The 24643-nt window shown below is 72.2% G+C and carries 27 protein-coding genes; 12 read left to right on the forward strand and 15 right to left on the reverse strand.

Going from position 1 to position 24643, the window contains the following annotated elements:
* Positions 1 to 225: 225 nt before the first annotated feature.
* Both AB0G52_RS25580 and AB0G52_RS25585 read right to left on the reverse strand, forming a co-directional pair.
* The gene (locus tag AB0G52_RS25580; RefSeq protein WP_132892391.1) at positions 226 to 426 is read right to left on the reverse strand and encodes a ferredoxin; all 201 of its coding nucleotides are present in this window, start codon (positions 424 to 426) and stop codon (positions 226 to 228) included.
* A gap of 12 nt (positions 427 to 438) precedes the next feature.
* Positions 439 to 1674: a cytochrome P450 gene (locus AB0G52_RS25585; RefSeq protein ID WP_361338939.1), complete on the reverse strand. Its 1236-nt coding sequence runs from the start codon at positions 1672 to 1674 to the stop codon at positions 439 to 441.
* Positions 1675 to 1964: 290 nt separating this feature from the next.
* Here AB0G52_RS25585 and AB0G52_RS25590 point away from each other — a divergent pair, with 290 nt between their 5' ends.
* Both AB0G52_RS25590 and AB0G52_RS25595 read left to right on the forward strand, forming a co-directional pair.
* Positions 1965 to 2597, forward strand: a complete 633-nt coding sequence (locus AB0G52_RS25590; RefSeq protein ID WP_361338942.1) for a LysE family transporter — start codon at positions 1965 to 1967, stop codon at positions 2595 to 2597.
* A gap of 100 nt (positions 2598 to 2697) precedes the next feature.
* Positions 2698 to 3138: a nitroreductase family deazaflavin-dependent oxidoreductase gene (locus AB0G52_RS25595; RefSeq protein WP_132892396.1), complete on the forward strand. Its 441-nt coding sequence runs from the start codon at positions 2698 to 2700 to the stop codon at positions 3136 to 3138.
* Positions 3139 to 3262: 124 nt separating this feature from the next.
* On the opposite strand, the gene AB0G52_RS25600 is transcribed toward AB0G52_RS25595, so the two are convergent.
* Positions 3263 to 4273 (reverse strand): cation diffusion facilitator family transporter, encoded by a 1011-nt coding sequence (locus tag AB0G52_RS25600; protein WP_361338945.1) that lies wholly within the window; start codon positions 4271 to 4273, stop codon positions 3263 to 3265.
* A 59-nt stretch (positions 4274 to 4332) separates the two neighbouring features.
* Here AB0G52_RS25600 and AB0G52_RS25605 point away from each other — a divergent pair, with 59 nt between their 5' ends.
* The gene (locus AB0G52_RS25605) at positions 4333 to 5346 is read left to right on the forward strand and encodes a glutathione S-transferase C-terminal domain-containing protein (RefSeq protein WP_132892399.1); all 1014 of its coding nucleotides are present in this window, start codon (positions 4333 to 4335) and stop codon (positions 5344 to 5346) included.
* A 49-nt stretch (positions 5347 to 5395) separates the two neighbouring features.
* Here the strand turns inward: AB0G52_RS25605 and AB0G52_RS25610 are convergent, their stop codons facing one another.
* Positions 5396 to 5788, reverse strand: coding sequence for a VOC family protein (locus AB0G52_RS25610; protein ID WP_132892401.1), 393 nt, complete (start codon positions 5786 to 5788; stop codon positions 5396 to 5398).
* Positions 5789 to 6276: 488 nt separating this feature from the next.
* Here AB0G52_RS25610 and AB0G52_RS25615 point away from each other — a divergent pair, with 488 nt between their 5' ends.
* Together AB0G52_RS25615 and AB0G52_RS25620 are read left to right on the forward strand one after the other, a co-directional pair.
* A complete protein-coding gene (locus AB0G52_RS25615; protein ID WP_165939520.1) occupies positions 6277 to 6432 on the forward strand; it encodes a hypothetical protein in 156 nt (51 codons plus the stop codon).
* Positions 6433 to 6708: 276 nt separating this feature from the next.
* Positions 6709 to 8439 carry a hypothetical protein gene (locus tag AB0G52_RS25620; RefSeq protein WP_361338950.1) on the forward strand — a complete coding sequence of 577 codons (1731 nt, stop codon included), beginning with the start codon at positions 6709 to 6711 and terminating at the stop codon, positions 8437 to 8439.
* Between the two features lie 93 nt (positions 8440 to 8532).
* On the opposite strand, the gene AB0G52_RS25625 is transcribed toward AB0G52_RS25620, so the two are convergent.
* Genes AB0G52_RS25625 through AB0G52_RS25645 form a run of 5 tightly spaced genes read right to left on the reverse strand, consistent with a single transcriptional unit; the run spans position 8533 to position 12970 of the window.
* Positions 8533 to 9783: a cytochrome P450 gene (locus AB0G52_RS25625; protein ID WP_132892403.1), complete on the reverse strand. Its 1251-nt coding sequence runs from the start codon at positions 9781 to 9783 to the stop codon at positions 8533 to 8535.
* Entirely contained in the window at positions 9780 to 10385 is a 606-nt protein-coding gene (locus AB0G52_RS25630) for an ATP/GTP-binding protein (protein WP_132892405.1), read from the reverse strand. Before AB0G52_RS25630 ends, AB0G52_RS25625 begins: the two co-directional genes overlap by 4 nt.
* Positions 10366 to 10737, reverse strand: a complete 372-nt coding sequence (locus tag AB0G52_RS25635) for a DUF742 domain-containing protein (protein ID WP_132892406.1) — start codon at positions 10735 to 10737, stop codon at positions 10366 to 10368. The genes AB0G52_RS25630 and AB0G52_RS25635 overlap by 20 nt, the downstream gene beginning before the upstream one ends.
* Positions 10734 to 11144: a roadblock/LC7 domain-containing protein gene (locus AB0G52_RS25640; protein WP_046733906.1), complete on the reverse strand. Its 411-nt coding sequence runs from the start codon at positions 11142 to 11144 to the stop codon at positions 10734 to 10736. Before AB0G52_RS25640 ends, AB0G52_RS25635 begins: the two co-directional genes overlap by 4 nt.
* 5 nt (positions 11145 to 11149) lie before the next feature.
* Entirely contained in the window at positions 11150 to 12970 is a 1821-nt protein-coding gene (locus AB0G52_RS25645; protein WP_361339240.1) for an ATP-binding protein, read from the reverse strand.
* A gap of 347 nt (positions 12971 to 13317) precedes the next feature.
* On the opposite strand from AB0G52_RS25645, the gene AB0G52_RS25650 reads away from it, so the two are divergent.
* The 3 genes from AB0G52_RS25650 to AB0G52_RS25660 all read left to right on the forward strand — a co-directional run bounded on the left by AB0G52_RS25650 (position 13318) and on the right by AB0G52_RS25660 (position 15301).
* Entirely contained in the window at positions 13318 to 13680 is a 363-nt protein-coding gene (locus AB0G52_RS25650) for a DUF1304 domain-containing protein (RefSeq protein WP_132892410.1), read from the forward strand.
* Positions 13677 to 14252 carry a TetR/AcrR family transcriptional regulator gene (locus tag AB0G52_RS25655; protein WP_132892412.1) on the forward strand — a complete coding sequence of 192 codons (576 nt, stop codon included), beginning with the start codon at positions 13677 to 13679 and terminating at the stop codon, positions 14250 to 14252. Before AB0G52_RS25650 ends, AB0G52_RS25655 begins: the two co-directional genes overlap by 4 nt.
* 98 nt (positions 14253 to 14350) lie before the next feature.
* Positions 14351 to 15301, forward strand: coding sequence for an NADP-dependent oxidoreductase (locus AB0G52_RS25660; RefSeq protein WP_207921886.1), 951 nt, complete (start codon positions 14351 to 14353; stop codon positions 15299 to 15301).
* Between the two features lie 10 nt (positions 15302 to 15311).
* On the opposite strand, the gene AB0G52_RS25665 is transcribed toward AB0G52_RS25660, so the two are convergent.
* A complete protein-coding gene (locus AB0G52_RS25665) occupies positions 15312 to 16418 on the reverse strand; it encodes an NAD(P)-dependent alcohol dehydrogenase (RefSeq protein ID WP_132892415.1) in 1107 nt (368 codons plus the stop codon).
* 25 nt (positions 16419 to 16443) lie between these two features.
* Positions 16444 to 17901, reverse strand: a complete 1458-nt coding sequence (locus AB0G52_RS25670) for an aldehyde dehydrogenase family protein (RefSeq protein WP_361338959.1) — start codon at positions 17899 to 17901, stop codon at positions 16444 to 16446.
* A 104-nt stretch (positions 17902 to 18005) separates the two neighbouring features.
* Between AB0G52_RS25670 and AB0G52_RS25675 the strand changes: the two genes are divergently transcribed.
* Together AB0G52_RS25675 and AB0G52_RS25680 are read left to right on the forward strand one after the other, a co-directional pair.
* Positions 18006 to 18434 carry a MarR family transcriptional regulator gene (locus AB0G52_RS25675; RefSeq protein WP_132892419.1) on the forward strand — a complete coding sequence of 143 codons (429 nt, stop codon included), beginning with the start codon at positions 18006 to 18008 and terminating at the stop codon, positions 18432 to 18434.
* A gap of 195 nt (positions 18435 to 18629) precedes the next feature.
* Positions 18630 to 19022, forward strand: a complete 393-nt coding sequence (locus tag AB0G52_RS25680) for an anti-sigma factor antagonist (RefSeq protein ID WP_132892421.1) — start codon at positions 18630 to 18632, stop codon at positions 19020 to 19022.
* Positions 19023 to 19038: 16 nt separating this feature from the next.
* Here the strand turns inward: AB0G52_RS25680 and AB0G52_RS25685 are convergent, their stop codons facing one another.
* Complete coding sequence (locus tag AB0G52_RS25685; RefSeq protein WP_132892422.1) at positions 19039 to 19995, reverse strand: ribose-phosphate pyrophosphokinase; 957 nt, start codon at positions 19993 to 19995, stop codon at positions 19039 to 19041.
* Between the two features lie 59 nt (positions 19996 to 20054).
* Positions 20055 to 20771, reverse strand: coding sequence for an SDR family oxidoreductase (locus AB0G52_RS25690; RefSeq protein ID WP_361338964.1), 717 nt, complete (start codon positions 20769 to 20771; stop codon positions 20055 to 20057).
* Between the two features lie 74 nt (positions 20772 to 20845).
* On the opposite strand from AB0G52_RS25690, the gene AB0G52_RS25695 reads away from it, so the two are divergent.
* Positions 20846 to 21670, forward strand: coding sequence for a helix-turn-helix transcriptional regulator (locus AB0G52_RS25695; protein ID WP_361338967.1), 825 nt, complete (start codon positions 20846 to 20848; stop codon positions 21668 to 21670).
* 196 nt (positions 21671 to 21866) lie between these two features.
* A complete protein-coding gene (locus AB0G52_RS25700; protein WP_358979408.1) occupies positions 21867 to 22499 on the forward strand; it encodes a DUF4230 domain-containing protein in 633 nt (210 codons plus the stop codon).
* Positions 22500 to 22521: 22 nt separating this feature from the next.
* Here the strand turns inward: AB0G52_RS25700 and AB0G52_RS25705 are convergent, their stop codons facing one another.
* Both AB0G52_RS25705 and AB0G52_RS25710 read right to left on the reverse strand, forming a co-directional pair.
* Positions 22522 to 24282 carry a complex I subunit 5 family protein gene (locus tag AB0G52_RS25705; protein ID WP_132892430.1) on the reverse strand — a complete coding sequence of 587 codons (1761 nt, stop codon included), beginning with the start codon at positions 24280 to 24282 and terminating at the stop codon, positions 22522 to 22524.
* A complete protein-coding gene (locus AB0G52_RS25710; protein WP_132892608.1) occupies positions 24282 to 24629 on the reverse strand; it encodes a sodium:proton antiporter in 348 nt (115 codons plus the stop codon). The genes AB0G52_RS25705 and AB0G52_RS25710 overlap by 1 nt, the downstream gene beginning before the upstream one ends.
* Positions 24630 to 24643: the final 14 nt, after the last annotated feature.

Below are 24643 nucleotides of genomic sequence, written 5' to 3' on the forward strand. Positions count from 1 at the left end.
GGCGTGTTGCGAAAGTCCCGTCGTCCGCCCGGAGGGCGGGCCGCGCGGCGTCAGGTGCGTGCTCTGGGGGTCCCCCCGGCCGAAGGCTGGGGGAGTGCCGGGCCCTGATCCACGTACTGGATGTACTTGGGTCAGGGCCCGGTGCGGCGAGTGGGGGTCCCCCCGGCCGAAGGCTGGGGGAGCGTGCATGGCGTCGCGCGGCAGGCGGGACTTTCGCAACACGCCCTAGCCGGTCGGCTCCTTGACCGTGATGGCGTTGACCGGGCAGGCGCGGGCCGCGTCCTTGACCAGTGGATCGCCGCCGCCGTCGGCCATGCCGGGCAGCAGGGCGCTGAAGCCGTCGTCGTCCTGGGTGAACACGTTGGGTGCCGTCAGGGCGCACTGCCCGGCGCCGATACAGACGTCCCTGTCGATCTCGATGTGCATGGCAGGAGCCTCCTACCAGGTCACGGGGAGTTCCAGCATCCCCTGGATCGTGTCGCCGGGTTTGAAGGGGATCGTCTCCGGGGGTGCGGCGAGCCGCAGGTCCGGCAGCCGCTCCCACAGGGAGGTGAGCGCGATCTCCAGCTCGGCGCGGGCGAGGTTCTGGCCCAGGCACTGGTGGATGCCGAAGCCGAAGCCCACGTGGTGCCGGGCCGGGCGGTGCCAGTCGAGGGTGTCGGGGTCGTCGTAGACGGACTCGTCGCGGTTGATGACCGAGGTCGCGAAGAGCACGCCGTCGCCCTCGCGGATGGTGGCGCCGGCCACCTGGATGTCCTCCAGGGCGACCCGGAGCAGGCCGTCGGTGATGGACAGCACCCGCATCAGTTCCTCGACGGCGGCGGGCATCAGCGTGGGGTCGGCGCGCAGTTCGGCCAGCCGCTCGGGGTTCCGGAGCAGGGTGAAGGTACCGAGCGAGATCATGTTGGCGGTGGTCTCGTGCCCGGCGACCAGCAGGATCATGGCCAGCGACAGGAGCTCGGCCCGCTCCAGCTCGCCACTGGCGAGCCGCTCGTGGACGAGTTCGTCGAGGACGCCGTCGCCGGGGACGGTGTCCTTTTCCCTGCTGTCGACCAGGGTGCCCAGGTAGTCCTCCAGCTCGGTGCGGGCCGCCATCGAGTCCTCGGCCGTCGGGCCGCGCAGCAGCCTCCGGGACTGCGCCTCGAAGAACTCGTGGTCGGCGTACGGCACGCCGAGCAGGTCGCAGATGACCATGGACGGCACGGGCAGGGCGAAGGAGCTCACCAGGTCGGCGGGCGGCCCCGCGGCGATCATCGCGTCGAGCAGTCCGTCGACGATCCGCTGGATGGACGGGCGCATCCGGGTGGCGCGCTTGACGGTGAAGGCCGGGATCATCATCCGGCGCTTGGTCTGGTGTTCGGGGTCGTCCGTGCCCAGCAGGGCGATCCTGCGGTCACGGATCCCGGCAGCCCGTTCCGTGGGCATGGGGAACTCGGGCCGTCGGCGGTCGCTGGAGAGCCGGGCGTCAGAGAGCAGCGCGCGGGCTGTGGCGTGTCCGGTGACCACCCAGACGGGGCGGCCGTCGAACAGGGTCGCGCGGGACAGCGGCCGCTCCTCGCGCAGGGGGTCGTAGGCGGACGGCGGGTGGTAGGGGCACGTGCGGTCCTGCGGCCAGGCCACGGCTGCGGCCGGCGCGGGGGGCGTGGCCGCCCTCAGATCCGTCAGTTCGTTCATGGAAGACCTCGCAGACGAGAGTCGTACGTCGTGCCGATCTTCATTAGATGCTTCAGGCACCTATGGGACGACCGCAAGTTCGGCCAGATCGGCGAATCGGCCGATCTGGCCGAACCACGTACGGTCGGCGGTCGGTTCCGCGCCGAAATTCGCTTGCCGGTACGACGGCGAGGACCACAGGATCTGCGCATGACCACTCCTGACGCCCGTGTGCCGCTGACCGCCACCGTCCGTACGGTGCCGGGCCGGCAGCAGCAGGAGCGCCCCTGGAGGCCCGAGCCCGCACGCCCGTGACGGCCGCGCTCGTCGCCGGCCTGCTCGCCGGGTACGGGATCGCCGTCCCGGTCGGCGCGGTCGGCACATACCTAGTGTCCCTCACGGCCCGCACGTCCCTGCGGACCGGCGTCTGCGCCGCGCTCGGCGTCGCCGGCGCGGACGGCCTGTACGCGCTGCTCGCCACGGTCGGCGGTGCGGCGCTCGCGGCCGCGCTGCTGCCGGTGCTGACGCCGCTGCGCCTGCTCTCGGCGCTGGTCCTGGTGGTCCTCGCGGCGCGCGGGGCGGCCCTCGCGGTGAGCCAGTACCGAAGGCGGCACCTGGCGACCCGGACCGAGCGGCCGGTACCCGGCCCCGGACGGGCGTTTCTCGGCCTCCTCGGGATCACTCTGCTCAACCCCACCACGGTGATCTACTTCGCGGCCCTGGTGGTCGGCACCCGTTCGGCCGCCGCCGTACCGGCGCCGGACCAGGCCGTGTTCGTGCTCGCGGCCTTCGCCGCGTCCGCGAGCTGGCAACTGCTGCTGGCGGGCGGCGGCGCGCTGCTCGGCCGGGCGCTGACCGGGCACCGGGGGCGGCTGGTCACGGCGCTCCTGTCGAGCTGCGTGATGCTGGGCCTCGCCGCGCGGGTGGCACTCGCGTCCGGCTGAGGCCGGCCACGCCCGGGGCCGGTGTCGTGCGGATGAAACCGGGGCACTCCCGGTGTTGAATCATGCTGTCAGTGACGGAAGAGACGAGGGGACGGACGTCATGCCTCTGGAGGGCGAGTACGAGCCCAGCCCGGCCGCGTGGGTGCGGGAGCAGGTCGAGTTGTACGAGAGCTCGGGCGGGACGCAGGGCAACACCCTGATGGACACCGGGCTGCCCGTCATCCTGCTGACCACCCTGGGTGCGAAGAGCGGCAAGATCCGCAAGACCCCGCTGATGCGGGTGGAGCACGACGGGAAGTACGCGGTGGTCGCCTCGCAGGGCGGCGCTCCCAAGCACCCTGTCTGGTATTTCAACGTGAAGTCCCAGCCGCATGTCGAGCTCCAGGACGGGACGGTCAAGCAGGACATGACCGCCCGTGAGGTCACCGGCGCGGAGAAGGCCGAGTGGTGGGAGCGCGCCGTCGCCGCGTACCCGCCGTACGCGGACTACCAGAAGAAGACGGACCGGGAGATCCCGGTCTTCGTCCTGGAGCCTCGGTAGCGGCCGGCGGGGCCGGGAGGGGGAGCCGACGGTTCCGGGAATCCTTTCAGGCCGGGGACCGTCGGAATTTAGAAAAATCTGTTTCCGGGAGGCATGAACCGTTTCGGGCCCGGGCAGCCGAATGTCAGGCCCCGCCGCGTTCCCCCGTCGCGGCGGGGCTTTCCCGTGCCTCCTGCGCGGAGCGGTCGGTGACGTCCAGGAAGATGTGGTCGGTCTCGGCGAAGGTCCCCGCGAGGGACCCCTTGATGCGCACCAGGACCTCCTCCACCCGTTCGCTGTCCAGCCCCGGCACCAGGTCGACCCGGGCCGCGACGAGTGTCGAGTCCAGCCCCAGTTTCATGGTGAACAGGGCTTCCACGGTGTCGATCTCCGGCTCCTCGGCCAGTCGTTCCCGGATCCTCTCGCTCAGCTCCGGGTCCGCGGCCTCCCCGATCAGCTGGGTGCGGGCCTCGGCGCCGAGCCGGTAGGCCACGTACACCAGCAGGACGCCGATGGCCAGCGAGGCCGACGCCTCCCAGACGACCTGTCCGGTGACCATGTGCAGGGCCATGCCGGCGATCGCGAGGAGGACGCCGACCACCGCGGTGCCGTCCTCGGCGACCACCGTGCGCAGCGCCGGGTCGCGCAGTCCGCGGTCCTCCCGGCGGGCCTGGAGCACCGCCCTCGCCAGGGACGCGCCCTCCGCGAGCAGGGCCACGCCGAGCACGATGAGGCCCGCCACATAGCCGCTCAGTGTCTCGTCCGCGCCGTCGCGCAGCGCCTCGACGCCCTGGAAGACGGAGAAGCAGCCGCCCATCACGAAGATGCCGACGGCCGCGAGCAGGGACCAGAAGAACCGCTCCTTGCCGTAGCCGAAGGGGTGCCGGGCGTCCGGGGGGCGGCGGCTGCGGCGCAGGGCGGCCAGCAGGAACACCTCGTTGAAGCTGTCGGCGACCGAGTGCGCGGCCTCGGAGAGCAGTGCGGGCGACCCGGCGACGACTCCGCCGACGGCCTTGGCGGCGGCGATCAGCAGGTTGGCCGCGAGTGCCACGAACACCGTCAGACGGGTCCTGCTGTCGGAGGTCGACTGGTTCGGATCTGGTTTCGATTCTTCTTTCGATGAAGTCCCACTCACGACCGCCGACTGCCCCGGCATGCGCTGATCACACCGTGCGGGCGGGGTGAATCGGGCAGCATCGGGGGCAAGGAGGAGACATGAGCGACGACGGCAACAGCGCACTCGGGCACAAGGCGTTCTCCCGGTCCCGCAGCCACTTCTCGGACCGGATCACCGCGGACGGGCGGGACGGCTGGCCGGTGGCGGCCGGACGCTACCGGCTGGTGGTGAGCCGTGCCTGCCCGTGGGCGAGCCGGGCACTGGTCGCGCGGCGGCTGCTCGGCCTGGAGGACGCCCTGTCGCTCGCGGTCGCCGACCCGATCCAGGACGACCGCAGCTGGCGCTTCACCCTCGACCCGGACGGCCGTGACCCGGTGCTCGGCATCCGCTACCTCAGCGAGGCCTACGACCGCCGTGAGACCGGATACCCGGGCGGGGTGAGCGTGCCGGCCGTGGTCGACGTGCCGAGCGGACGGCTGGTCACCAACGACTACCAGCAGCTGACCCTGGACCTGGCCACCGAGTGGACGGCGCTGCACCGGCCCGGGGCGCCCGACCTCTACCCGCAGCGGCACCGGGACGAGATCGACACGGTGATGGCGGAGGTGTACGAGGACCTCAACAACGGCGTCTACCGTGCCGGGTTCGCGCACACCCAGGAGGAGTACGAGCAGGCCTGCACCGGGGTGTTCCGGCGGCTCGAAGCGCTCGCCGGGCGGCTGGCCGGGCAGCGCTACCTGGTCGGGGACACCATCACGGAGGCCGACATCCGGCTGTTCACCACACTGGTGCGGTTCGACGCCGTCTACCACGGCCACTTCAAGTGCAACCGCTGGAAGCTGGCGGAGCAGCCGGTGCTGTGGGGGTACGTCAGGGACCTCTACCAGACACCGGGATTCGGTGACACCGTCGACTTCGACCACATCAAACGGCACTACTACCAGGTCCACACCGGGATCAACCCGACCGGGATCGTGCCCCTCGGCCCGGACACCGCGGGGTGGCTGACGCCCCATCACCGTGAGGAGCTCGGCGGCCGGCCGTTCGGGGACGGGACACCGCCCGGCCCGGTACCGGCGGGCGAGGAGATCCCGGCGTCCGGGCGCCCCTGAGAACGCCGCGGACGCCGGCGCCCGGCAGAGGTGGCCGTGACGAGCGGGTTCAGCCCTGCTTGGGGGCCGCGGTGGGTACCAGGCGCAAGGTGAAGGAGTGTCCGGCCGGGTCGGCGTAGCCCCGTTCCTCGTACGGCCCGGCCGGGTCCTTCGTCTCGATCGGCCGTCCGCCGAGGCCGACCACCCGGCGCTCCGCCTCGTCGAGGTCCTCGACCAGGAGCACGAGATGGGCCTGGAGGGAGTTCTCGGGGCGGGGCCAGCTGGGCGGGGTGGCGTTGACGTCACGCCGGAAGGCGATCCGGACACCGTCGGCGGCGCGGATCTCGACGAGGTTGGCGTTCGCGTCGCTCTCTTCGCCCTCCAGCAACTGCCGGTAGAAATGGGCGAGTTTCTCGGGTTCGGCGCAGTCGAGCACCACGACGGCCGCGGTCACCAGTGCCATGCTTCCTCCCTGGAAGGTCTCCCCGTGCGTCTGTCCCCGATGACCGCTTTCAGTCGGCCCCGGCCACGATGTGGCGTACGGCCGACCCGAGTTGAGACAGGACGCGGCCGCAGGAACCGGCCGGTGCATCTGCCACTCCCCCGCGCCGGGCGACCCGCGGTACGCGACACGCGGCGCCACCTGGCACATCTCCAGGACGGCTCCTGGACCGCGATCCGCGCGCACGCGGGAGGGCATCGCGGACGCGTCGCGCGCGTCGCGCGCACATACGCCGGGGGCGCGCGAGTGTACTCGGCTCAGGAGACGTGAGCAGTAACACACATCACGGCCGGGCCGCGCGTAGATCATTTACGCTCTGGGCAGCCTCGTAGCGCTTCACGGCTCAACTTTCGAGCCACGAAGGCCAGTTCGAGTGCACGGGTGGCCGACAGGCCACCCGTCCGCAGGGACGGGGGGACTCTGCGGCTCTGTCGCCCGGAAGGAAACACATGCCCCAGGACGTCACCTTCGACCTGCCCTTCGACACCCCCGTCAGCGAGCGGCCGGAGAACACGCGCAGCACGTCGGAGGAGCTGCCGCGGGCGGCCGTCCTGACGCGTCCGCACGCCTGGTCTGAGACGGCGACGCGGGTGCCCGTCCGGTAGCGCCAGCGCCGCGACGAGAACCGGCCGTTCGTGGACGGCCGGCGGTGTCGAGCCCGCGTCCGCCGCGTACGGGCGGTTCACCGCGTCCGGCGACCGGCCGGCACGAGGCGGTGCGGCCACGAACGGCCGGGCGGCCCGCTCCACTTCCCCGGCCTGCCACGCCGCGGCCCGTGCATCCGGCGCGCCCCGCGCGCCCGTTCGCTTCCCGGAATCGACCGGCCGACGACCACGGTCGGCCGATCCCGTTGCCATGACCACAGTTCGAAGGAGACAGGTGTGCATTCCCAGGGTGCAGGTGCAGTTCCCGAGACGTCCGCCGACAACTCGGTACCGGCGCGGCCGAGCACCGGGATCCAGCCCGCTCAGGCAGGGGAGATCCTGGCCGGCCTCTTGGCGCGACGCGTCAACGGGAGCACGGAGCAGTACCGGAGGTGCCAGAACGCCGCCCGGCGGCGGCTGGAAGCACTCGGCTCCCCGCACCCCGGCACCACCCTGCGGGTGGACGGGGCCCTCCACCTGGCGCAGCGCGCCTTCCTCCCGCCCGACGAGGAGGGCCACGCCAGGCTGCGGCACCTCGACGCCGGCCTGCGCCTGATCGAAGCGGCCTTCCCCCAGGTCGGCACCGACGCCGAACTCTGCCGGCTGACCTGCCTGATGCTGGAAGGGGCCTGGCGGACCCGCGCGCTCACCCCGCCGCCCGAGGAGGAGCAGACCACCGCCTGCGCCTGCCTCCTGTGCCGCCGGCTGCCCACACCCCCGGCCCGCACGCCGGCCGACTACCACTGGCGGCAGAGCGCCGGTCGCCCCCTCGCCGTCAAGAACTGGCCCTACCGCCGGGAACTCGACAGTGTCCTGACCGGTGGCTGGTCCTGGACGCGGCAGATGAACGACCTGGAACAGGACCTGGGCCACCGCCACCGCTTCGAGGACGACATCCTCGTCTTCCACGAGTACAAACGCGTCATCGACACCATCGACACCACCCGCCTCACCCAGCACGTCGAGGACCGCCTGGCCGAGAACTTCAGCACCAACAGCGCCCGGGCCCTGGTCTCCGGACTCTTCGCGGCCCACAAACGGTCCGTCGACGAGTACTGGCTGCGACAGCACCGCGCGGGCAGCGTGGTGCTCCCCCAGACCAACCCGCTCGACCAGAACACCTATTCGGTCCTGCAGATGCTGGACTGCCTGTTCTGGCACGTCGCGCCCGACACCGAACTCTGGCAGGAGGAGAACCTCGCCTCCCTGTTGCTGTGCCGCGTCATCGACGACATGGCCGACGTCCGGGCCGACGCCCTCACCGGCGAGATCAGCAACTTCTGGCTCGCCGGGATGCCCACCCACACCAAGGCCCTCTACGCCGCCTGCGCGATAGCCATCGTCAAGTACGGCTGCATGCCCGAGGCGCACCGCCCGATGTGGAACACCTGGCTGATGACCACCACCATCGTCTGGATGGGGCTCACGGGCCGCCACGCCCTGTGGTTCGACGGCATCACCCAGGGCCTCCCGCCGGCCGACGGATGCCCGCTGTGCGACCTGCAGCCCGACTCGTGCAGCGGTCTGCTGACCCACGGCACCACGCTCACCGTCTCCCCGCGGCCCACCGTGCCGGCCCTGAGCCCCCGGACCGCCGAGCTGTCCGCGCGCTGCCGCGCCCAGTACCCCGGGACCTGGGCCCTCTTCGATGCCGAACTGCACGCCTTCGAGGCGCTGCACGGCCCCTGGTACGGCGACACCGACAGCACCTGGGAGATCCTGCGCCGCACCTACGTCGCCGCCGTGGAGGCGTCGAGCGCCGCGGCGACCCCGGACCGCGCCCGGGAGATCCAGCAGGACGCCGGCGTGGTCGGGTCCGAGAGGTTCCACGCCCTGCACGACCCCGGGACCGGGCGGGAGGACACCGCGCTGCTGGCCTACATGTTCGCCTGCGCCCACCCGCACTTCCTCTGGAACGCCACGGGATACCGTCCCTCGGGCGTCCAGGGCGACTGGCTCGACGGCTGACACCTCGTCCCGGGTCGGGAAGACGCCGCTGCCCGGCCGGGTGACCGACCGGGCAGCGTGGCGACCGGGCCCGTACCCGCGGGCCCGGCGGGCCTATACCGGGAACTCGACCGGCAGGCTGTCGAGCAGGGACATCCAGGTGGACGCGGTCTCGGTGAGCTCCTCCGGCGGCACGGCGAGCCGCAGCCCCGGCAGCCGGTGCAGCAGCACGTCCACCGCGATCTCGATGATGGAGAGCCCGATGCTCTGCCCCGGGCACTCGTGCGGACCCGCGCTGAACGCCAGGTGCGACCCGTTGCCCTGGACCGAGACGTCCGGGTCGGGCCGGACCTCGGGGTCGAGGTTGCCCGGTGCGAGGCCGAGGAGGAGCAGGTCGCCCTCGGTGATGCGGTGGCCGCCCAGTTCGACGTCGCTGACGGCGAAGCGGCCGGGCAGCACGGACAGCGGCGGGGAGTTCCACATGACCTCCTCCACCAGCGCGGAGACGGTCAGCTGGCCGCTGGTCAGGCCGGAGAGCCGGGAGGCGTCCGTGAGGATCAGCTGCAGCACCCGGGACAGCAGGTTGCTGGTCGTGCTGTGCCCGGCCACCAGCACCAGGCGCAGATGGCTGACGACCTCGTCGTGGTCGAGGGCCGCGGGGTGCTCCAGCAGGCCGGTGGTGAAGTCGGAGCCGGGCTCGGCCCGCTTGCGCTCGACGAGGTCGCCGAGGATCTCCCTGATGATGCCGTCGTGCAGGATCGCCTCCTCGCCGCCCTGGAACACCATGGCGCTGGACTCGACCAGCCGGCGCCCCTCGCCCTCGGAGAGGCCGAGGATGCGGGTGAGGATCAGCATCGGCAGGTAGCCGGCGTAGTCCGCCACCAGATCGGCGTGGCCGTCCTGCGCGAAGGCGTCGATCTGCTTGTTGGCGAAGTGTGTGGCGTGCCGCCTGATCCCGCGGCCCACGGCGGCCTGCAGTCCGTCGTTGACGGCACCGCGCAGGCGGCGGTGGGCCTCCCCGTCCTGGGACACGCAGTCGGGGCGCCAGGCGACCATCGGGACCAGCGGATGGTTCTCCGCGATCCGGCCCTCCCGCCAGTCCCGCCAGATCCGCGCGTCGCGGGCGAACTGGCGGGGGTTGTCGAGGACCCGCCGGCTGTCCCGGTAGCCCAGCACCAGCCAGGCACCGATGTCGCCCTCCAGCAGCACCGGGGCGACGGAGCCGTGCTCCTTGCGCAGCCGCTCGTAGATGCCCAGCGGGTCGGTCGCCGCCTCCGCCCCGTACAGCCGGGTCAGTTCGGCCGAACCGTGCGCGACCGGGCAGCCGCGGGGGACGTCGGGACTGTCGTGGTTCTGGTCGTTCATCGGGGCTCCAGTGCGACGGCGGAGCGTTCCTTCAGATGACGTATCAGGGTGATCAGTACGTCACGGCTGGAGGCCCGGTCCCGGGCGTCGCAGGCCACGATCGGGGTGTGCGGGGAGATGTCCAGGGCGTCCCGGATCTCCTCGATGGGGTGCTCCTTGCAGTCCGGGAAGACGTTCAGGGCGATGACGAACGGCACGTTCTGCCGCTCCATCTCCTCGATCGCCCGGAAGCTGGAGGCCAGCCGCCGGGTGTCCACCAGGACCACGGCCCCGAGCGCGCCCTTGAACAGGCCGTTCCACAGGAACCAGAACCGTTCCTGCCCGGGCGTGCCGAACAGGTACAGCATCAGGCTCTCGTTGAGGCTGATCTTGCCGAAGTCGAGGCTGACCGTGGTCTCCGCCTTGTCCGCGACGCCGATGAGGTTGTCGACGCCGACGGTCGCCTGGGTGAGGGTCTCCTCGGTGGTGAGCGGCTTGATGTCGCTGACGGAGCGGACCATGGTGGTCTTCCCGGTGCCGAACCCCCCGGCGATCATCACCTTGACCGAGCGGGTCCCCCCGGCACCGGGGTCGCCGGGATGGTCAAAGCCTTTCAAGTCCACTGAGTACCTCCTGAAGGAGCGCGAGGTCAGGCCCGCGTCCGGCGTGGTGCGCCGGAATGGGATCACGGGCTTCAATACGGCCTGCGTCCAGCAGATCCGCCAACAGCACCGCGAGAATGTTGAAGGGCAATCCGAGATGGGCGGTGAGTTCGGCCACCGACAGCGGATCACGGCAGCGCCGGACTATCTCCTCGTACTCGTGCTGCATCCCCGGGACGGGGGCGGTGCGAGAGACGACGAGGGTGGCCACGTCGAGACTCGACGCCGCCCCGCCCGGTCCGCTGCGTCCCCCGGTGAGGACGTAATAACGCTCTAGACCGGACGGGTCCGTGGGCCGGCGGGGAGCACTCATCCAGAGTGCTCCTCCAGGCGCGGAGAGGTGCCGAGCAGCTCGCCCATCCGCCGGGAGAGGTCCCTCATCTGATGCCCGAGCAGCCCCTGGTCGAGTCCTTCGCGGGCGAGGACCCCGAGATACGTCTCCACACCGGCCCGTACGACGAAGAGGTGACCGCCGTCGACCTCGATCATCGCCAGCCGCAGTTGCCCCGCGTACTTGGGGAACTGCTCGGCGACCGGCTGGGCGAGCGCCTGCAGCCCGGCCACCACGGCCGCGAAGCGGTCCACGTCGTCGGGGTCCTCGGCGCCGAAGGAGGTGATCGCCTTGCCGTCGCTGGAGGCCACGAGGGCGAAGCGGATCTCCGGGATGCTCTCCACCAGATCACGGAGCGCCCAGCTCACGTCGGTTCCCTGTTGCGTCATGTGGACTAGTCGCTCTCTTCAGTGCGGTGCTCGGCGGACCCGCGTCCGTCGGCGGCGCCGTCGGCGCCGTCCGGGGTCACGAGTGCCACGTCGTCTTCGTCTCCGGTCAACTCGGCCTCGTTGTGGACCGCTTCGTCGGCCGCGGGCGCGCGGCCCGCGGTGGCGAAGGCGGCCAGGCCCGCGAAGGACTCCTCGGGCGGGACCGCGGGGAACGCGGCGCCCTGGGTGCGGGCGGTGCGCTCCTGCGGCTGCTCCTCCTCGCGGCGCCGGCTGCGCCGCCGGGGCAGTCCGCCCGGGGTGGTGTCCTGGATCTCGCCGGACTCCGGCTGGGTGACGGTTTCGACGGCGACCGGGCCGTGCGCCTGCACCGGGGACGCGGCGGCGGGGGCGGCCGTCGCGGGGGCCGGGGCGGCGGAGGCCGCGGGCAGCGGGCTGAAGTACTTGTGCGGGACCACGACGACCACCGAGGTGCCGAGCCAGGGCGAGTCCGCGAAGGTGACCCGGATGCCGTAGCGGCGGGCGAGGATGCCGACGACCCGCAGGCCGATATTGGCGTCCTCGGAGATGCCGCCGAGACCGGGTCCGGCCGCGGTGCCGGCCAGGGAGTGCTCGGCCTCGCGCTTCTTCTCCTCGCTCAGGCCCTTGCCGGAGTCCTGGATCTCGATGCCGACGCCGTTGGGCACCTCCTTGCCGGACACGACGACCGGCTCGGTGGGAGGCGAGTAGCGTGCCGCGTTGTCCAGGAGGTGGGAGAAGATCAGCGTCAGGTGGTCCACCAGACCGCCGTCGACGCCGAGTTCGGGCAGGTGCCGGACCTCCACGCGGTGGAAGTCCTTGATCCGGCCGATGCCGCCGCGCACCACGCTGAGCAGTCGCTGGGGCTCCTGCCACTGCCGGCCCGGGCGGTCCGAGCCGCCGAGCACACCGATGCTCGCGGCGAGCGAGTCGGCGGGGCCGAGTTCCTGGTCGAGCTCCATGAGTCCACGGGCCACGGCGGGCAGCCGGCCGTGTTCGCCCTGCATCTCGTGCAGGCGGCCGCGCAGCTTGCTGGTGAGGACGTGGATGCGGTTGCCGATGCTGATCACGGCCTGTTCGGCGGAGGTCGAGCGGTTGAACTCCTCCTCCACGCTGATCAGGGAGGTGCGCAGGATCCGGCGCAGGTCGGCCTGGAGGTCCTTGTCGACCTTGGCGCACTGGTCGGTCGCCGGCAGCAGGTCGTCGATGGCGTCGCCGTCGCGCAGCCGCTTCAGCGCGTCGGGCAGCTGCTGGTCGGCGAGCCGGGAGATCGCGCTGCGCTGGTGGGTGACCTGCTCCTGCCAGGCTTCGGCCTGTTCGGCGAGCTGTGCCTCGGCGGCCTTCACCTGTTCGGTGAGCCGTTCCTCGAAGGCCCGGGCCTGCTCGGCCAGTTGGGCGTCGTACTGGGCGGTCTGCTCGCCGAGCCGGGACTCGTAGGCGGACGCCTGCTCGCCGAGCTGGGCCTCGAAGGCGGACGCCTGCTCGTTCAGCCGGCTCTCCAGCGTGGCGCGCTCGGCCGCGAACTTCCGCTCCAGACCCGCGACATGCTGCTGCCACTGCTGGGAGTGCTCGGCCTGCGAGCTGCGGAACGAGCCCTCGGCGCTGCGCAGCCGGCGCTGCGAGCGGATCAGCAGTCGTACACACACGAAGCTGGCCGCGGTGGCCGCGGCGCCCGCGACGGCCGCGGTTATTCGCTCGGAGCTCATGAACGTGGCGGCGACCGTCCCTCCCCCTAAGGCCAGTGGCATCAACCACCAGCTGTACCAGGCGACAGGGGCCCGCGCCGCCGGCGGCGGAGTGGCGAGTTCCATCTGCATCCTTCGAAGCAACACAATCGAACAACAGCGAACAGGGGCAGTGTGCGAAGGCCGCACTCACGAGCACGCACGGCGGGACGGAACCCCGCGGGGTGCGTCAACTCGCTGTGACGGAGTGGAGCTTATCGGGTTTGAACCCCAAAGGATCAACTGCGGCAAGTAGAGGAAGTGAGGGTTCCGTCACGCTCCGCCAGTTGACGCGAAATCAACAAATGCCCATCCCGGCAAGGGACTTGTCGACATGTACATCACCGGCTGCCCGGCGGTGACCCCGAACACCACTGGACAGCTGTCCAGCTATAGTGGACACCTGTCCAAGAGTGGAGGAGGATCCGCCGATCATGGAAGTCCTGGCGAACGTGCTGGTCGGGCTGGTGGCCGCGCTGCACGCGTACATCCTGGTGATGGAGATGTTCCTGTGGCGGAGAACCCCGGGGATGCGCTTTCACGGCTTCGACGCCGAACTGGCCCGGCGGACCGCGCCGATGGCGGCCAACCAGGGGCTCTACAACGGCTTCCTCGCGGCCGGCCTGGTGTGGGGACTGGTCGCGGCCGACCCGACGGGCTTCGCGGCACAGGTGTTCTTCCTGTCCTGCGTGGTGGTCGCGGGGGTGTACGGCGCCGCCACGGCCAGTCGGCGGATCCTGTTCGCCCAGGCACTGCCCGGGGCGCTCGCCCTGGCCGCGGTGCTCGCCGCCCGGTGACCGGGCCGGCACCCCGTCCGGCGCCCGGGGACCCGCGCGCCGCCCGTACCAGGGCGCGGCTGCGGGCGGCCCTCCTGGCGGAGTGCGCCGAACGGCCGCTGGCGGAGGTGGGGGTGGCCGCGCTGGTCCGCCGCGCCGGGGTGGGCCGGGCCACGTTCTACGTGCACTACGACGGCCTGGAGGCGCTGGCCGTCGACGCCTGCGCGGACGTCGTACGGGAGGCCGTGGACGCCCTGCACGCGTGGCGCGGGCGGCCCGACCCGGTGCACGCGCCGCCGGCCCTGCGGGACTTCTTCGACGGTCTGGTTCCGCACGCGGCCCTGTACCGGGAACTGCTCGCGCCGGGCGGCGGCGGCCCGCTGGGCCGGGTGCTGCACCGGGATCTGCGGGCGCGCAGCCTGGCCGAGCGGGAGCTGGCGGGAGCGGCGGACGCCCCCCTGGTGGCCTCGGCGGTGGCCGCCACCTTCGCCGGGGTGCTGGCCGACTGGCTGCACGGCTTGCTGGACGCCGCCCCGGCCGAGGTGGCCGACCAGGTGTGGCAGTTGCTGGTCGCGCTGCACATGAGCCGCTGAGGCCCGGCGCGGGCGGCAGGCGAGCTTGGCACGATCCCATCGAAGGTTGGCCTTCGTGCCATTTCCCGAGCGGGCGCCTCCCGGCAGGCTGAGTGACCATGAACGATGTGAACACGATGCGTGCGGTCAGTCAGGACGTCCTCGGCGGTCCCGAGGTACTGAAGGTGGTCGAGGTGCCCCGGCCGAAGCCGCGCCCCAACGAGGTGCTGGTCCGGGTACGGGCAGCCGGGCTCAACCCCACCGACTGGAAGCACCGGGAGTTCGGCGCCTTCCTGGGCGAGCCGCCCTTCGTCCTCGGCTGGGACGTCTCCGGCACGGTCGAGGAGACCGGGGTCGGCGTCGCCGCCTTCGAGCCGGGTGACGAGGTCTTCGGCATGGTGCCCTACCCCTTCGGGCACGGCACGCACGCCGAGTACGCGATCGTGCCCGCCCGGGCCCTGGTGCCGAAGCCGGAGGCGATCGACCACGTGCAGGCGGGCGCGCTGCCCCTGGTGTCGCTGACGGCCTGGCAGGCGCTGGTGGAGTACGCCGACGTGCGGCCCGGACAGCGGGTGCTGGTCCACGCGGCGGCCGGCGGCGTCGGGCACGTGGCGGTGCAGATCGCCAAGGCGCGCGGCGCGTACGTGATCGGCACGGCCAGCGCGGGCAAGCACGACTTCCTGCGGGAGATCGGGGTGGACGAACCGGTCGACTACCGGTCCGTGGACGTCACGGAGGCGGTCCGGGACGTGGACGTGGTACTGGACACGCTCGGCGGCGACACCACGACGGACTCGCTGCGGGTCCTGCGCCGCGGCGGCACGCTGGTGTCGATCATCCCGGTCGGCTCGCCGGAGTTGTTCGAGGAGGCGGGGCGGCTGGGTGTGCGCGCGGTGCGAATGCTGGTGGACGCCGACCGCGCCGGTATGCGCGCGGTCGCGGAGCTGGTGGAGTCGGGGAAGCTGCGGGCCACCGTCGCGGGCACCTTCCCGCTGGCCGATGCCGCCAAGGCGCACGAGCTGGGCGGCACCGGCCGCACCACGGGCAAGCTGGTCCTCGTGGCCGACTGAACCGGACGGGTCAGAACGTGAGCACGGGCTTGATCGCCTTGCCCGTGCTCATGTCCCGTACGGCCCGGTCGATGTCGGCGAACGGGTAGGTGGTGATCAGCCGGTGCAGCGGCAGCCGCCCGTCGGCCACCAGCCGGACCAGGGCCGGGACGAACGCCTGCGTCTCGCTGTCGCCGAGGGTGAGGCCGACGATCCGCTTGCCGGCCAGCAGCCCGTTGACGTCCAGGGGGACCTCGGTGCCGAACGGCGGGGCGCCGACGACCGCCAGGGTGCCGCGGGCGGCGAGCGCGTCCACGCCCTGGCGCAGTACGCCGACGTTGCCGGTGGTCTCCACGACGCCGTCGGCGCCCGCTCCCCGCGAGATCCGCCGGACGGCCTCCACGATGTCCTGCCGGGTCGCGTCGACGGTGTGGGTGGCGCCCAGCTCCGCGGCGAGTGCGAGGCGTTCGGGGATCCGGTCGACGGCGACGACCGCGGTGGCGGGGGTGAGCGCGGCCGCCATGACCGCCGAGAGGCCCACCGCCCCGGCCCCCAGGACGACGACCGTGCTGCCGGTGGCCGGTTCCAGGACGTTCCACACGGCGCCGACCCCGGTCTGCACCCCGCAGCCGAGCGGGGCGATCGTCTCCAGCGGCAGGTCCGCGGCCACCTTGACCAGGCTGCGCTCGTCCACCAGAGCCCGCTCGGCGAAGGAGGACTGGCCGAAGAAGTGGCCGCCGAGCGGCTCGCCCGCCCGGCTGACGGTGTGGCTGCCGTCGGCGCGCCGGCCGCCGATCAGGTTGAGCGGCAGCCAGGTGGCGCAGTAGGCGGGATGGCCGCCGTGACAGTTGCGGCAGGCGCCGCAGGAGGTGAAGGACAGCACGACGTGGTCGCCCGGGGCGACCCCGGCGACGGCGGAACCCACGGCCTCGACGACCCCGGCGCCCTCGTGGCCGAGGACGCCCGGGAGCGGGAAGGGCAGCCCGCCGCTCGCCACCGAGAGGTCGGTGTGGCACAGACCGGTGGCCACCATGCGGACCAGCGCCTCGCGGGGGCCCGGCGCGTCGAGTTCGACGTCGGTGAGGGTGAAGGGCGCGCCGCCGGACTCGACCACGGCTGCTCGGGTGGTGGTGGACATCGCGTGATCTCCTGGTGTGCCGGGCTCAGTCGAGCGAGACGACGACGGACTTGACCTTGGTGTAGGCGTCGAGGGCCTCGGGGCCGTACTCGCGGCCGAAGCCGGACGCCTTGACGCCGCCGAAGGGCACGGCGGGGTCGAGCAGCGCCCAGTCGTTGACCCAGACGATCCCGGCCTGGAGGCGGGCCGCGACGCGGTGGGCGCGGGCGAGGTTGCCGGTCTGGATGCCGGCGGCCAGGCCGTACGGAGTGGAGTTGGCGAGGGCGACGGCCTCGTCCTCGGTGTCGAAGGGCTGCACGGTGAGCACGGGGCCGAAGATCTCGTCCTGGATCACCCGGGAGTCGTTCGGCAGGTCGGCGATGACGGTCGGCCGGTAGAAGAAGCCGCCGTTCAGGTCGAGGCGTTCGCCGCCGCAGAGGATCCGGCCGCCCTCCTTGCGGGCGATGCCGACGTACTCCTCGACCTTGCGCAGGTGCTTCTCCGCCGCCATCGGGCCGACCACGGTGGCCGCCTCGCGCGGGTCGCCGACCGGGACGCCGGGGACGGCCTCGGCGAGGATCCCGAGCAGCGTGGCGTAGACGGAGCGGGCGACCAGGAGCCGAGGGCCGCCCATGCAGAACTGGCCGGTGTTGAAGACGAAGGCCTTGATCACCGCGGCGACGGCCTTCTCCAGATCGGCGTCCTCGAAGACCAGGTGGGCGGCGTTGCCGCCGAGTTCCACGGTGACCGGCTTGAGGGCGTGGCCCGCCGTGGCCGCCACGTGCCGGCCGATGGCGGTGGAGCCGGTGAAGGCCACCTTGTCGACGCCCGGGTGGGTCAGCAGGGCCTCGCCCGCGACCGGTCCGGCCCCGGTGACGACGTTGACCACTCCGTCGGGGACGCCCGCCTCCTTGAACAGGCGGGCCATGTACAGGGCGCTGAGCGGGGTCTCGTCGGCGGGCTTGTGGACGAGCGTGTTGCCGGCGGCGAGGGCCGGGCCGATCTTGGAACCGGCGAGGATCAGCGGGAAGTTGAAGGGGGTGATGGCGGCCACCACGCCGACCGGTTCGCGCCGGGTGTAGGCGAGGGCGTTGAGCGGGACGTCGCGGACGGCGCCGTCCAGGGTGTGGGCGAGGGCGGCGAAGTGCTCGTAGTCGTCGGCCGCGTTGGTGACGTCGACGGCGGTGGCCAGGGTGATCGGCTTGCCGACGTCCAGGCTCTCCAGGGCCGCGATCTCCGCGGCGTTCTCCCGGATCAGCTCGGCGATCCGGTGCAGCACCCGGCCGCGCTCCCGGCCGCTGAGCCCCGGCCACTCCCCCGCGTCGAAGGCATCCCGCGCGGCCCGGACTGCGGCGTCCACGTCGGCGGCGCCCGCCTCCGCGACGGTGGTGACCACCTGGCCGGTGGCCGGGTCGGTGACGTCCGTCCGGGCCCCGTCGGCGGCCTCCCGCCACTGTCCGCCGATGAACAGCCGGCCGGGTCCGGCCTCGAAGGTGGTCGCCATTGCCCACTCCCAGCGTAGATAGCCAAGACTTCAACAAACAGGTTTCCTGTTGGTCCGCAGTCTGAATACAGACAGGATTCCTGTCAACGCTCTAGGGTGCACGCATGGTCGATACAAAGACTCGCCCCTCGCTGCTGTACATGGTCAAGCAGGTGGAGCTGGTGGTGCGCTCGCACCTCGACGAGCTGGTGAGGCCCGCGGGCGTCACGGCGCTGCAGTACACGGCCCTGACCGTGCTGGAGCGCCATGACGGCCTCTCGGCCGCCCAGCTGGCGCGCGACTCGTTCGTGACCGCCCAGTCCATGGCCGACCTCGTACGGTCCCTGGAGAGCCGGGGGCTCGTCCGCCGGGAGCGCAACCCGCGCAACCGGCGGGAGCTGCTGATCCTGCTCACCGACGCCGGGCGCGAGCTGCTCGCCGGGGTCGCCGGACAGGTGCGGGAGCTGGAGGAGCGGATGGTCCGGGAGCTCACCGCGCATCAGGAGGAGCAGTTCCGGCAGGCGCTGAGCAAGGCGTGGCAGGCGCTGTCCTGAGCAGTGCGAGCGCCGCGGCCCCGGGGGCGGTACCGCTCCCACGTGCCCGTTCCCGTACTGTCGCACACGCCACAGAAAATGGCGTGGCGAAGCAGCAGACATATGTCAATCGAACATGCTGGAATTCCCTCCATCGAGGGTAACTTGCAGGGCGGGGAACCGAATTGACCGGCCGGGGTGGGAGGTGATGCCGTCATGCGCGAGGAACCCCCAGGGGCTCCCGTACCGCTCACCCGGCACCTGCGCGTGCACCAGGACCGCGGCCACACGGTGCTGGAGTTACACGGCGAGATCGACATAGCCGCGGCGACGGAGATCGCCCCGCACCTGGACCGGGTGACCGCCCAGGACGGCTCCCGGGTGGTGATCGACCTGCGGTACGTCGAGTTCTTCGACTGCTCCGGGCTGCGGCTGCTGTACCGGGCACGCAGCCGGGTGCTCGAACACGGCGGCCGGCTGCGGCTGGTGTGCACCCACCCGCTGACCCTGCGGGTCCTGAAGGTGACGGGCCTGTCCCAGCTGCTGCCTCCGCTGGCGACGCTGGACGCGGCCGTGGGTCGGCCCGGCGCCACGTCCGGCACCCTGTGACGGGGGTCCGGAGGGTCTAGAGGTCGCGCGGCTCCTCGAACAGGGCGCTCACGGACTCACCGTTGTGGATCCGGCGGACGGCCTCCGCCAGCGCCGGGGCGATGGAGAGGATCCGCAGCTTGCCGGTGTGCTCCTCGACGGGCACCGGCACCGTGTTGGTGCAGACGATCTCCAGCACGTCGGGCTGCTCGCTCAGCCGCTTCAGGGCACCCGCCGCGAACAACCCGTGCGTGCAGGCGATCCGGATCGACCGCGGGGGACCCAGCTCCCTGAGCCGCTCCAGGAGTTCGACGACCGTGCTGCCCTTGGCGATCTCGTCGTCGAGGACGATGACGTCCCGGTCCGCGACCTCGCCGATGACCGAGCTGATGACGACCCGGTCGTCGGCGTAGCGCTGCTTGGCGCCGGCCGCCACCTGGGCGCCGATCAGCCGGGCGAAGGCCGCGGCCTCCTTGGCGTTGCCGAGGTCGGGCGAGACGACGGTGGTGCGGCTGAGGTCGTACCGCCTGAAGTGCGCCGCCAGCTCCCGCAACGCGTGCAGATGGTCGACCGGCACCGGGAAGAAGCCGTGGACCTGCGGGGCGTGCAGGGTCATGGCGAGCACCCGGCTCGCGCCCGCGGCCACCAGCAGGTCGGCGACCAGCCGGCCGCCGAGGGAGATGCGCGGGGCGTCCTTCTTGTCGGAGCGGGCGTAGGAGTAGTGCGGCATGACGACGGTGATCCGGCCGGCCGAGGCGCCCCGGGCGGCGTCGCACATCAGCAGCAGCTCCACCAGGTGCTCCTGCACCGGCCGGACCAGGGGCTGGATCAGGAAGACGTCCCGCTCCCGGCAGTTGGCCTGAAGCTGCACCTCCAGACAGTCGTTGGCGAACCTGCTCACCCTCGTCGGACTGAGCGGCACCCCGAGGTGCGCGCAGACCTCCTCCGCCAGCTCGGGGTGGGCGCTGCCGCTGAAGACCGCTATGTCGCGCACGATCCGCTCCTCGCATGACCGGTACGGGCTACGTCCTCATGCTACGGACCGAGCCGCTCTCACCACGGCACGGGTGAGCCGTCCCAGGAGAAGAACCCGCCGGTGGGACCGTCGTCGGGCAGCATCGCCAGGCGTACGGCCCCACGGGCGCCCTCCGCCGCGTCGCCGGCGCGGGCCGCGAGACCGGGGACCAGGTCGGTGGCCCGCGCTCCCGGGGCCAGGGCGTTGACCAGGATCCCGTCCGCGGCCAGTTCCTGCGCGTACAGCACGGTCAGCGCGTTCAGGGCGGCCTTGGACGAGCGGTAGGCGGCGGACCTGGGGCTGCCGTGGGCGAACTGCGGATTGGGGTGGGTACTCCAGGCGAGGGACGCCGTCCCGCTGGAGACGTTCACGACGCGCGGATGGGCGGAGCGGCGCAGGGCCGGCAGAAAGGCGTTGGTGGCCGCGACGACGCCGAAGACGTTGGTCTCGTAGGTCCGCCGGAAGTCCGCGACGCCGGTCTCGCCGGGCGGCCCGACCACCGGCTGGACGCCCGCGTTGTTGACCAGGACGTCGAGGCGCCCGACATCGGCGGCGGCGCGTTCGACGCTGCCGGGATCGGTGACGTCGAGGACGAGCAGCCGGGCCCCGGCGCCGATCTCGGCGACGGCCCGCTCACCGCGCCCGGCGTCCCGGGCACCGACGAGGACGTCGAAGCCCTCGGCGACGAGGAGCCGGGCCACATGGAAGCCGATGCCCTTGTTGGCACCGGTGACGAGTGCTGTGCGATCGTTCATGGCAGCCACGGTTCCCCGGCCGTGTCCGCCGTGCCAGGGACCACCTGTACCAGGCAGACCCGGGAGGCTGCGTCATGGCGAGGCAGGAACTGGCCCGCTTCCTGCGGGAGCGCCGGGCGGGGCTGCGCCCGCAGACGGTGGGGCTGCCGACGGGGACCGTCCTGCGCCGTACCCCCGGGCTGCGGCGCGAGGAGGTGGCCGGTCTGGCCCACATGTCGGTCGACTACTACACCCGCCTCGAACAGGCCCGCGGGCCGCGCCCCTCCCCGCGCGTCCTGGACGCCCTGGCCGGGGCCCTGCGGCTGACCCCCGCCGAGCGCAGCCACCTCTTCCGGCTGGCCGGGGCGACCGCGCCGCCACCGGGCACCATGGCGCCACGGCGGGTGCGCCCGCACGTCGGCCGGCTGCTGGAGCGGCTGCCCGGCACGGCGGCGATCGTCACCGACGCGGCCTACGGGGTGGTGGCCTGGAACCCCCTCGCCCAGCTGTTGCTCGGCGGGGACCTCGGACACGGCACCACCAACCTCGCCCGGCGCCGCTTCCTCGGCCAGGGGCGGATGCCCGTGACCAGCACCGCGCAGGAGTTCGGCCACGTGGTGGTGGCCCGGCTGCGGCGGGCCGCCGAGCGGTACCCCGACGACCCGCAACTCACCCTTCTGCTGCATGAGTTGCGCGCGGGCAGCGAGGAGTTCCGGGAGATCTGGGCGACCCATCCGGTGCACGCGCCTGGCCACCGCACGAAGACCCTGGACCATCCGGAGCTGGGGCTGCTGCGCCTGAACTGCGACGTCCTGCTGGTACCCGAGGACGACCAGGAGGTCGTCCTCGTCACGGCGGACCCGGGTTCCGCATCCGCCCGCCGGATCGCCGAACTGGCGGCGCGCGCCGGGGTGCGGTGAGGCCCGCCGGTCACTTCACGATCACGCGTGTACCAGTACGGCCTCAGCTGTCTCAAACGGCCGACAACACGGTCTGGCACGGCATTTGGCGGGCAAGCGTGTCCTTGGAAAGGAGGACCGTCACATGGCGAGTTCCACCAAGGAGAGCAAGGCGAGCTCCACGAAGGAGACTCCCGTCGGCGCCGGGCCCCGGCGCATGCCCGGCTGGGCGAAAGTGCTCACCGCGTTCGTGCTGGTGCTCGTGGTGCTGTTCGCCGGGATCAAACTGGCGGTACTGCCGGGCATCAAGGACCTGTTCGGCACGGAGACCCGCGACAACACGGGCCCGGCGCTCCTCAAGTCCATCCAGGACATGAGCCGTTACGACGCAGCCTCCGGGAACTTCCAGGTCGTCGTGGACCTGGAGAAGGACGCGAAGTACCTGCCCAGCGCGATCCGCGGCACCCGCACCCTGTACGTCGGCGCGGGCACCGTCGACGCCTACGTCGACCTCGGGAGGATCGGCCAGAAGGACGTGACGGTCAACGGCGACCGCACCGAGGCCACCATCCGGCTGCCGCACGCGCAGCTCGGCAAGGCCGCCCTGGACGCCGACCACTCCTACGCCGTCTCCAAGCAGCGCGGACTGCTGGACCGGCTCGGCGACCTGTTCTCGGACAACCCCAACAGCGAACAGGCGGTGCAGAAGCTCGCGGTGAAGCACATCTCGGCGGCGGCCGAGGACAGCGGGCTGACCAAGCGGGCCGAGACCAACACCACCGGCATGCTGGAGGGTCTGCTGCACTCGCTCGGGTTCACGGAGGTGCACGTGTCCTACGGGACGGTGTGACCGTGCCTCCGGTGCCGTCGGTTCAGCCGCCCAGCACCCCCGGCAGGGCCAGCGCGCCGAGGGCGGCCGCGCCGACGAGGAGCCAGGCCACGTAGTCCCCGATGTGCCCGGACTGCAGCCGGCGCAGCGGCAGCAGCCGGTCCGGGGCCGTGAGCAGGCCGGGGCGGGCGATCGCGACGGCGGCGAGGCCCACGGCGAGGAGGGCGGAGAGACAGCCCAGCAGGACCCCGGCCGTCGTCCAGTGGACGGCGGCCGGGGTCCCGCCCGTTCCGGCCGCGGCGACGGCACGGGAGACCACCCCGGGGAAGCCGGGGGCGACACCGACGGCGAGGCCACCGGCCAGGAGGACGGCGGGGACGAGGACCATGGTGGCCGGGATCCGGTCCAGTCTCCCGTCCGTCTCGGGTTCCTCCCCGGCCCCGCTGGTCTCGTACGCCGCGCTCTTGGGCGGCCGGGAACCGAGACCGAGGAAGACCCGGGCGGCGACCCGCAGCACCGCGCCCGCCGTCACCGCCGACGCGCACACGAACAGCACCGTGAGCGGTCCGCCGACCGCCTCCTCGGAGACCGCCTTGCCGATGCCGGTGCCGAACGGCGGCAGGCCCGCGAGCGCCAGCCCGCCGACCGTGAACAGGACACCCACCAGGCGCAGGTCACGGCCCCGCCCGTGCAGCGCGCGTTCGTCCACGTTGCCGTAGCGGTCCAGGAGGATGCCCGTACAGGCGAACAGGGCGGCCTTCACCCCCGCGTGGCCGAGAATGTAGAGCGCCGCCCCGTCGTCGCCCTCGGGGGTGAGGACGCCCAGGGCGACGAGGAACAGCCCGGTGTGGGCGATGGTGGAGTTGGCCAGCAGCCGTTTGATGTGCCGCTGGTGCCAGCACATGACCGCGCCGACCAGGGCCGTGAGCACCCCGAGGACGACCAGGGCGCGCTCCAGGTCGGCCGCCGGGATGCCGCCGGGTCCGGCGAAGACCGTGCCGTAGACCCGCCACACGCCGTAGGCGCCGAGTTCCACCATGACCCCGGAGAGCAGCATGCACACCGGGGTGGGGGCGACGGCGTGGGCGTCGGGGAGCCAGAGGTGGAAGGGGGCGGCGGCGGCCTTCGTCAGCAGCGCGGTCAGCACCAGGACGAACGCGGCGAGGACCAGCGCGTCGGGACGGCCGTGCGCGTCCAGGCCGCGGCCGATCCGCGCCAAGCCGAGTTCGCCGGTGCGGGCGTACAGCAGTCCGATGCCCGTCAGCATGGCGTACGCGCCGAGGGAGTTGACCACGCCGAAGGTCAGCGCGCCCTGCACCGCCTTCGCCTCGTCGATGCGGTAGCCGGTCAGCGCGTAGGCGACCACGCTCATCAGCTCGAAGAACACGAACATGTTGAACAGGTCGCCGGCGATGGCGAACCCGCACATGCCCGCCTGGAAGGCCAGCATCAGCGCCGGGTAGGAGCCCGCGTGGCCGCGTGGCGGTTCCTCGAAGTAGTGCCAGGAGTACACCAGCGCGGCGAGCGTCAGCAGGGAGACGAGCGCGGCCATGCCGAGGGACGGCCCGTCGCCGATCACCAGGATGCCGACGCTCTCCCCGTGCACCGGCCGCCAGCCGCCGACCCACTCGGTCAGCGGGGGCGAGGAGTTCAGGAGCAGGACCAGGGCGAGGGCGCAGGTGGCCGCGCAGACGGCGCAGGCGAAGCTCTCGGCGACGACCCTGGGCAGCCGTCGGCCGGCGGCCACCAGCAGGGTGGCGCCGAGCAGCGGGCCGGCCGCGAGCAGTGGGAGCAGGTGGTGCATCAGCCGCGCAGCTCCGTCAGTTCGTCGGGGTCGACCGTGCCGTGCCGCTTGGCGATCTGGAGGACGAGCGCGAGCAGCAGCGCGGTGACGGTCGCGCCCACGACCACGTCGGTGAGGGCGAGGGCCTGCACGACCGGGTCGACCAGTGGCCGGCTGCCCGGCTTCAGGTCGGAGAAGACGGGTGCGGTGCCGCCGTCGCGGTAGCCGACGGCGAGCAGCAGGACGTACGTCGAGGACTGGACGACGGCCAGGCAGCCGACGGCGTGGATCAGGTTCCGGCTGGTGGCCAGGCCGTAACAACCCGTCAGGAAGATCCAGACGGCGACCAGGTAGGGGAAGACGTGCATCGCGGAGTGGGTCA

It is taken from the genome of Streptomyces sp. NPDC021562, assembly GCF_040640875.1.
Lineage (GTDB): Bacteria > Actinomycetota > Actinomycetes > Streptomycetales > Streptomycetaceae > Streptomyces.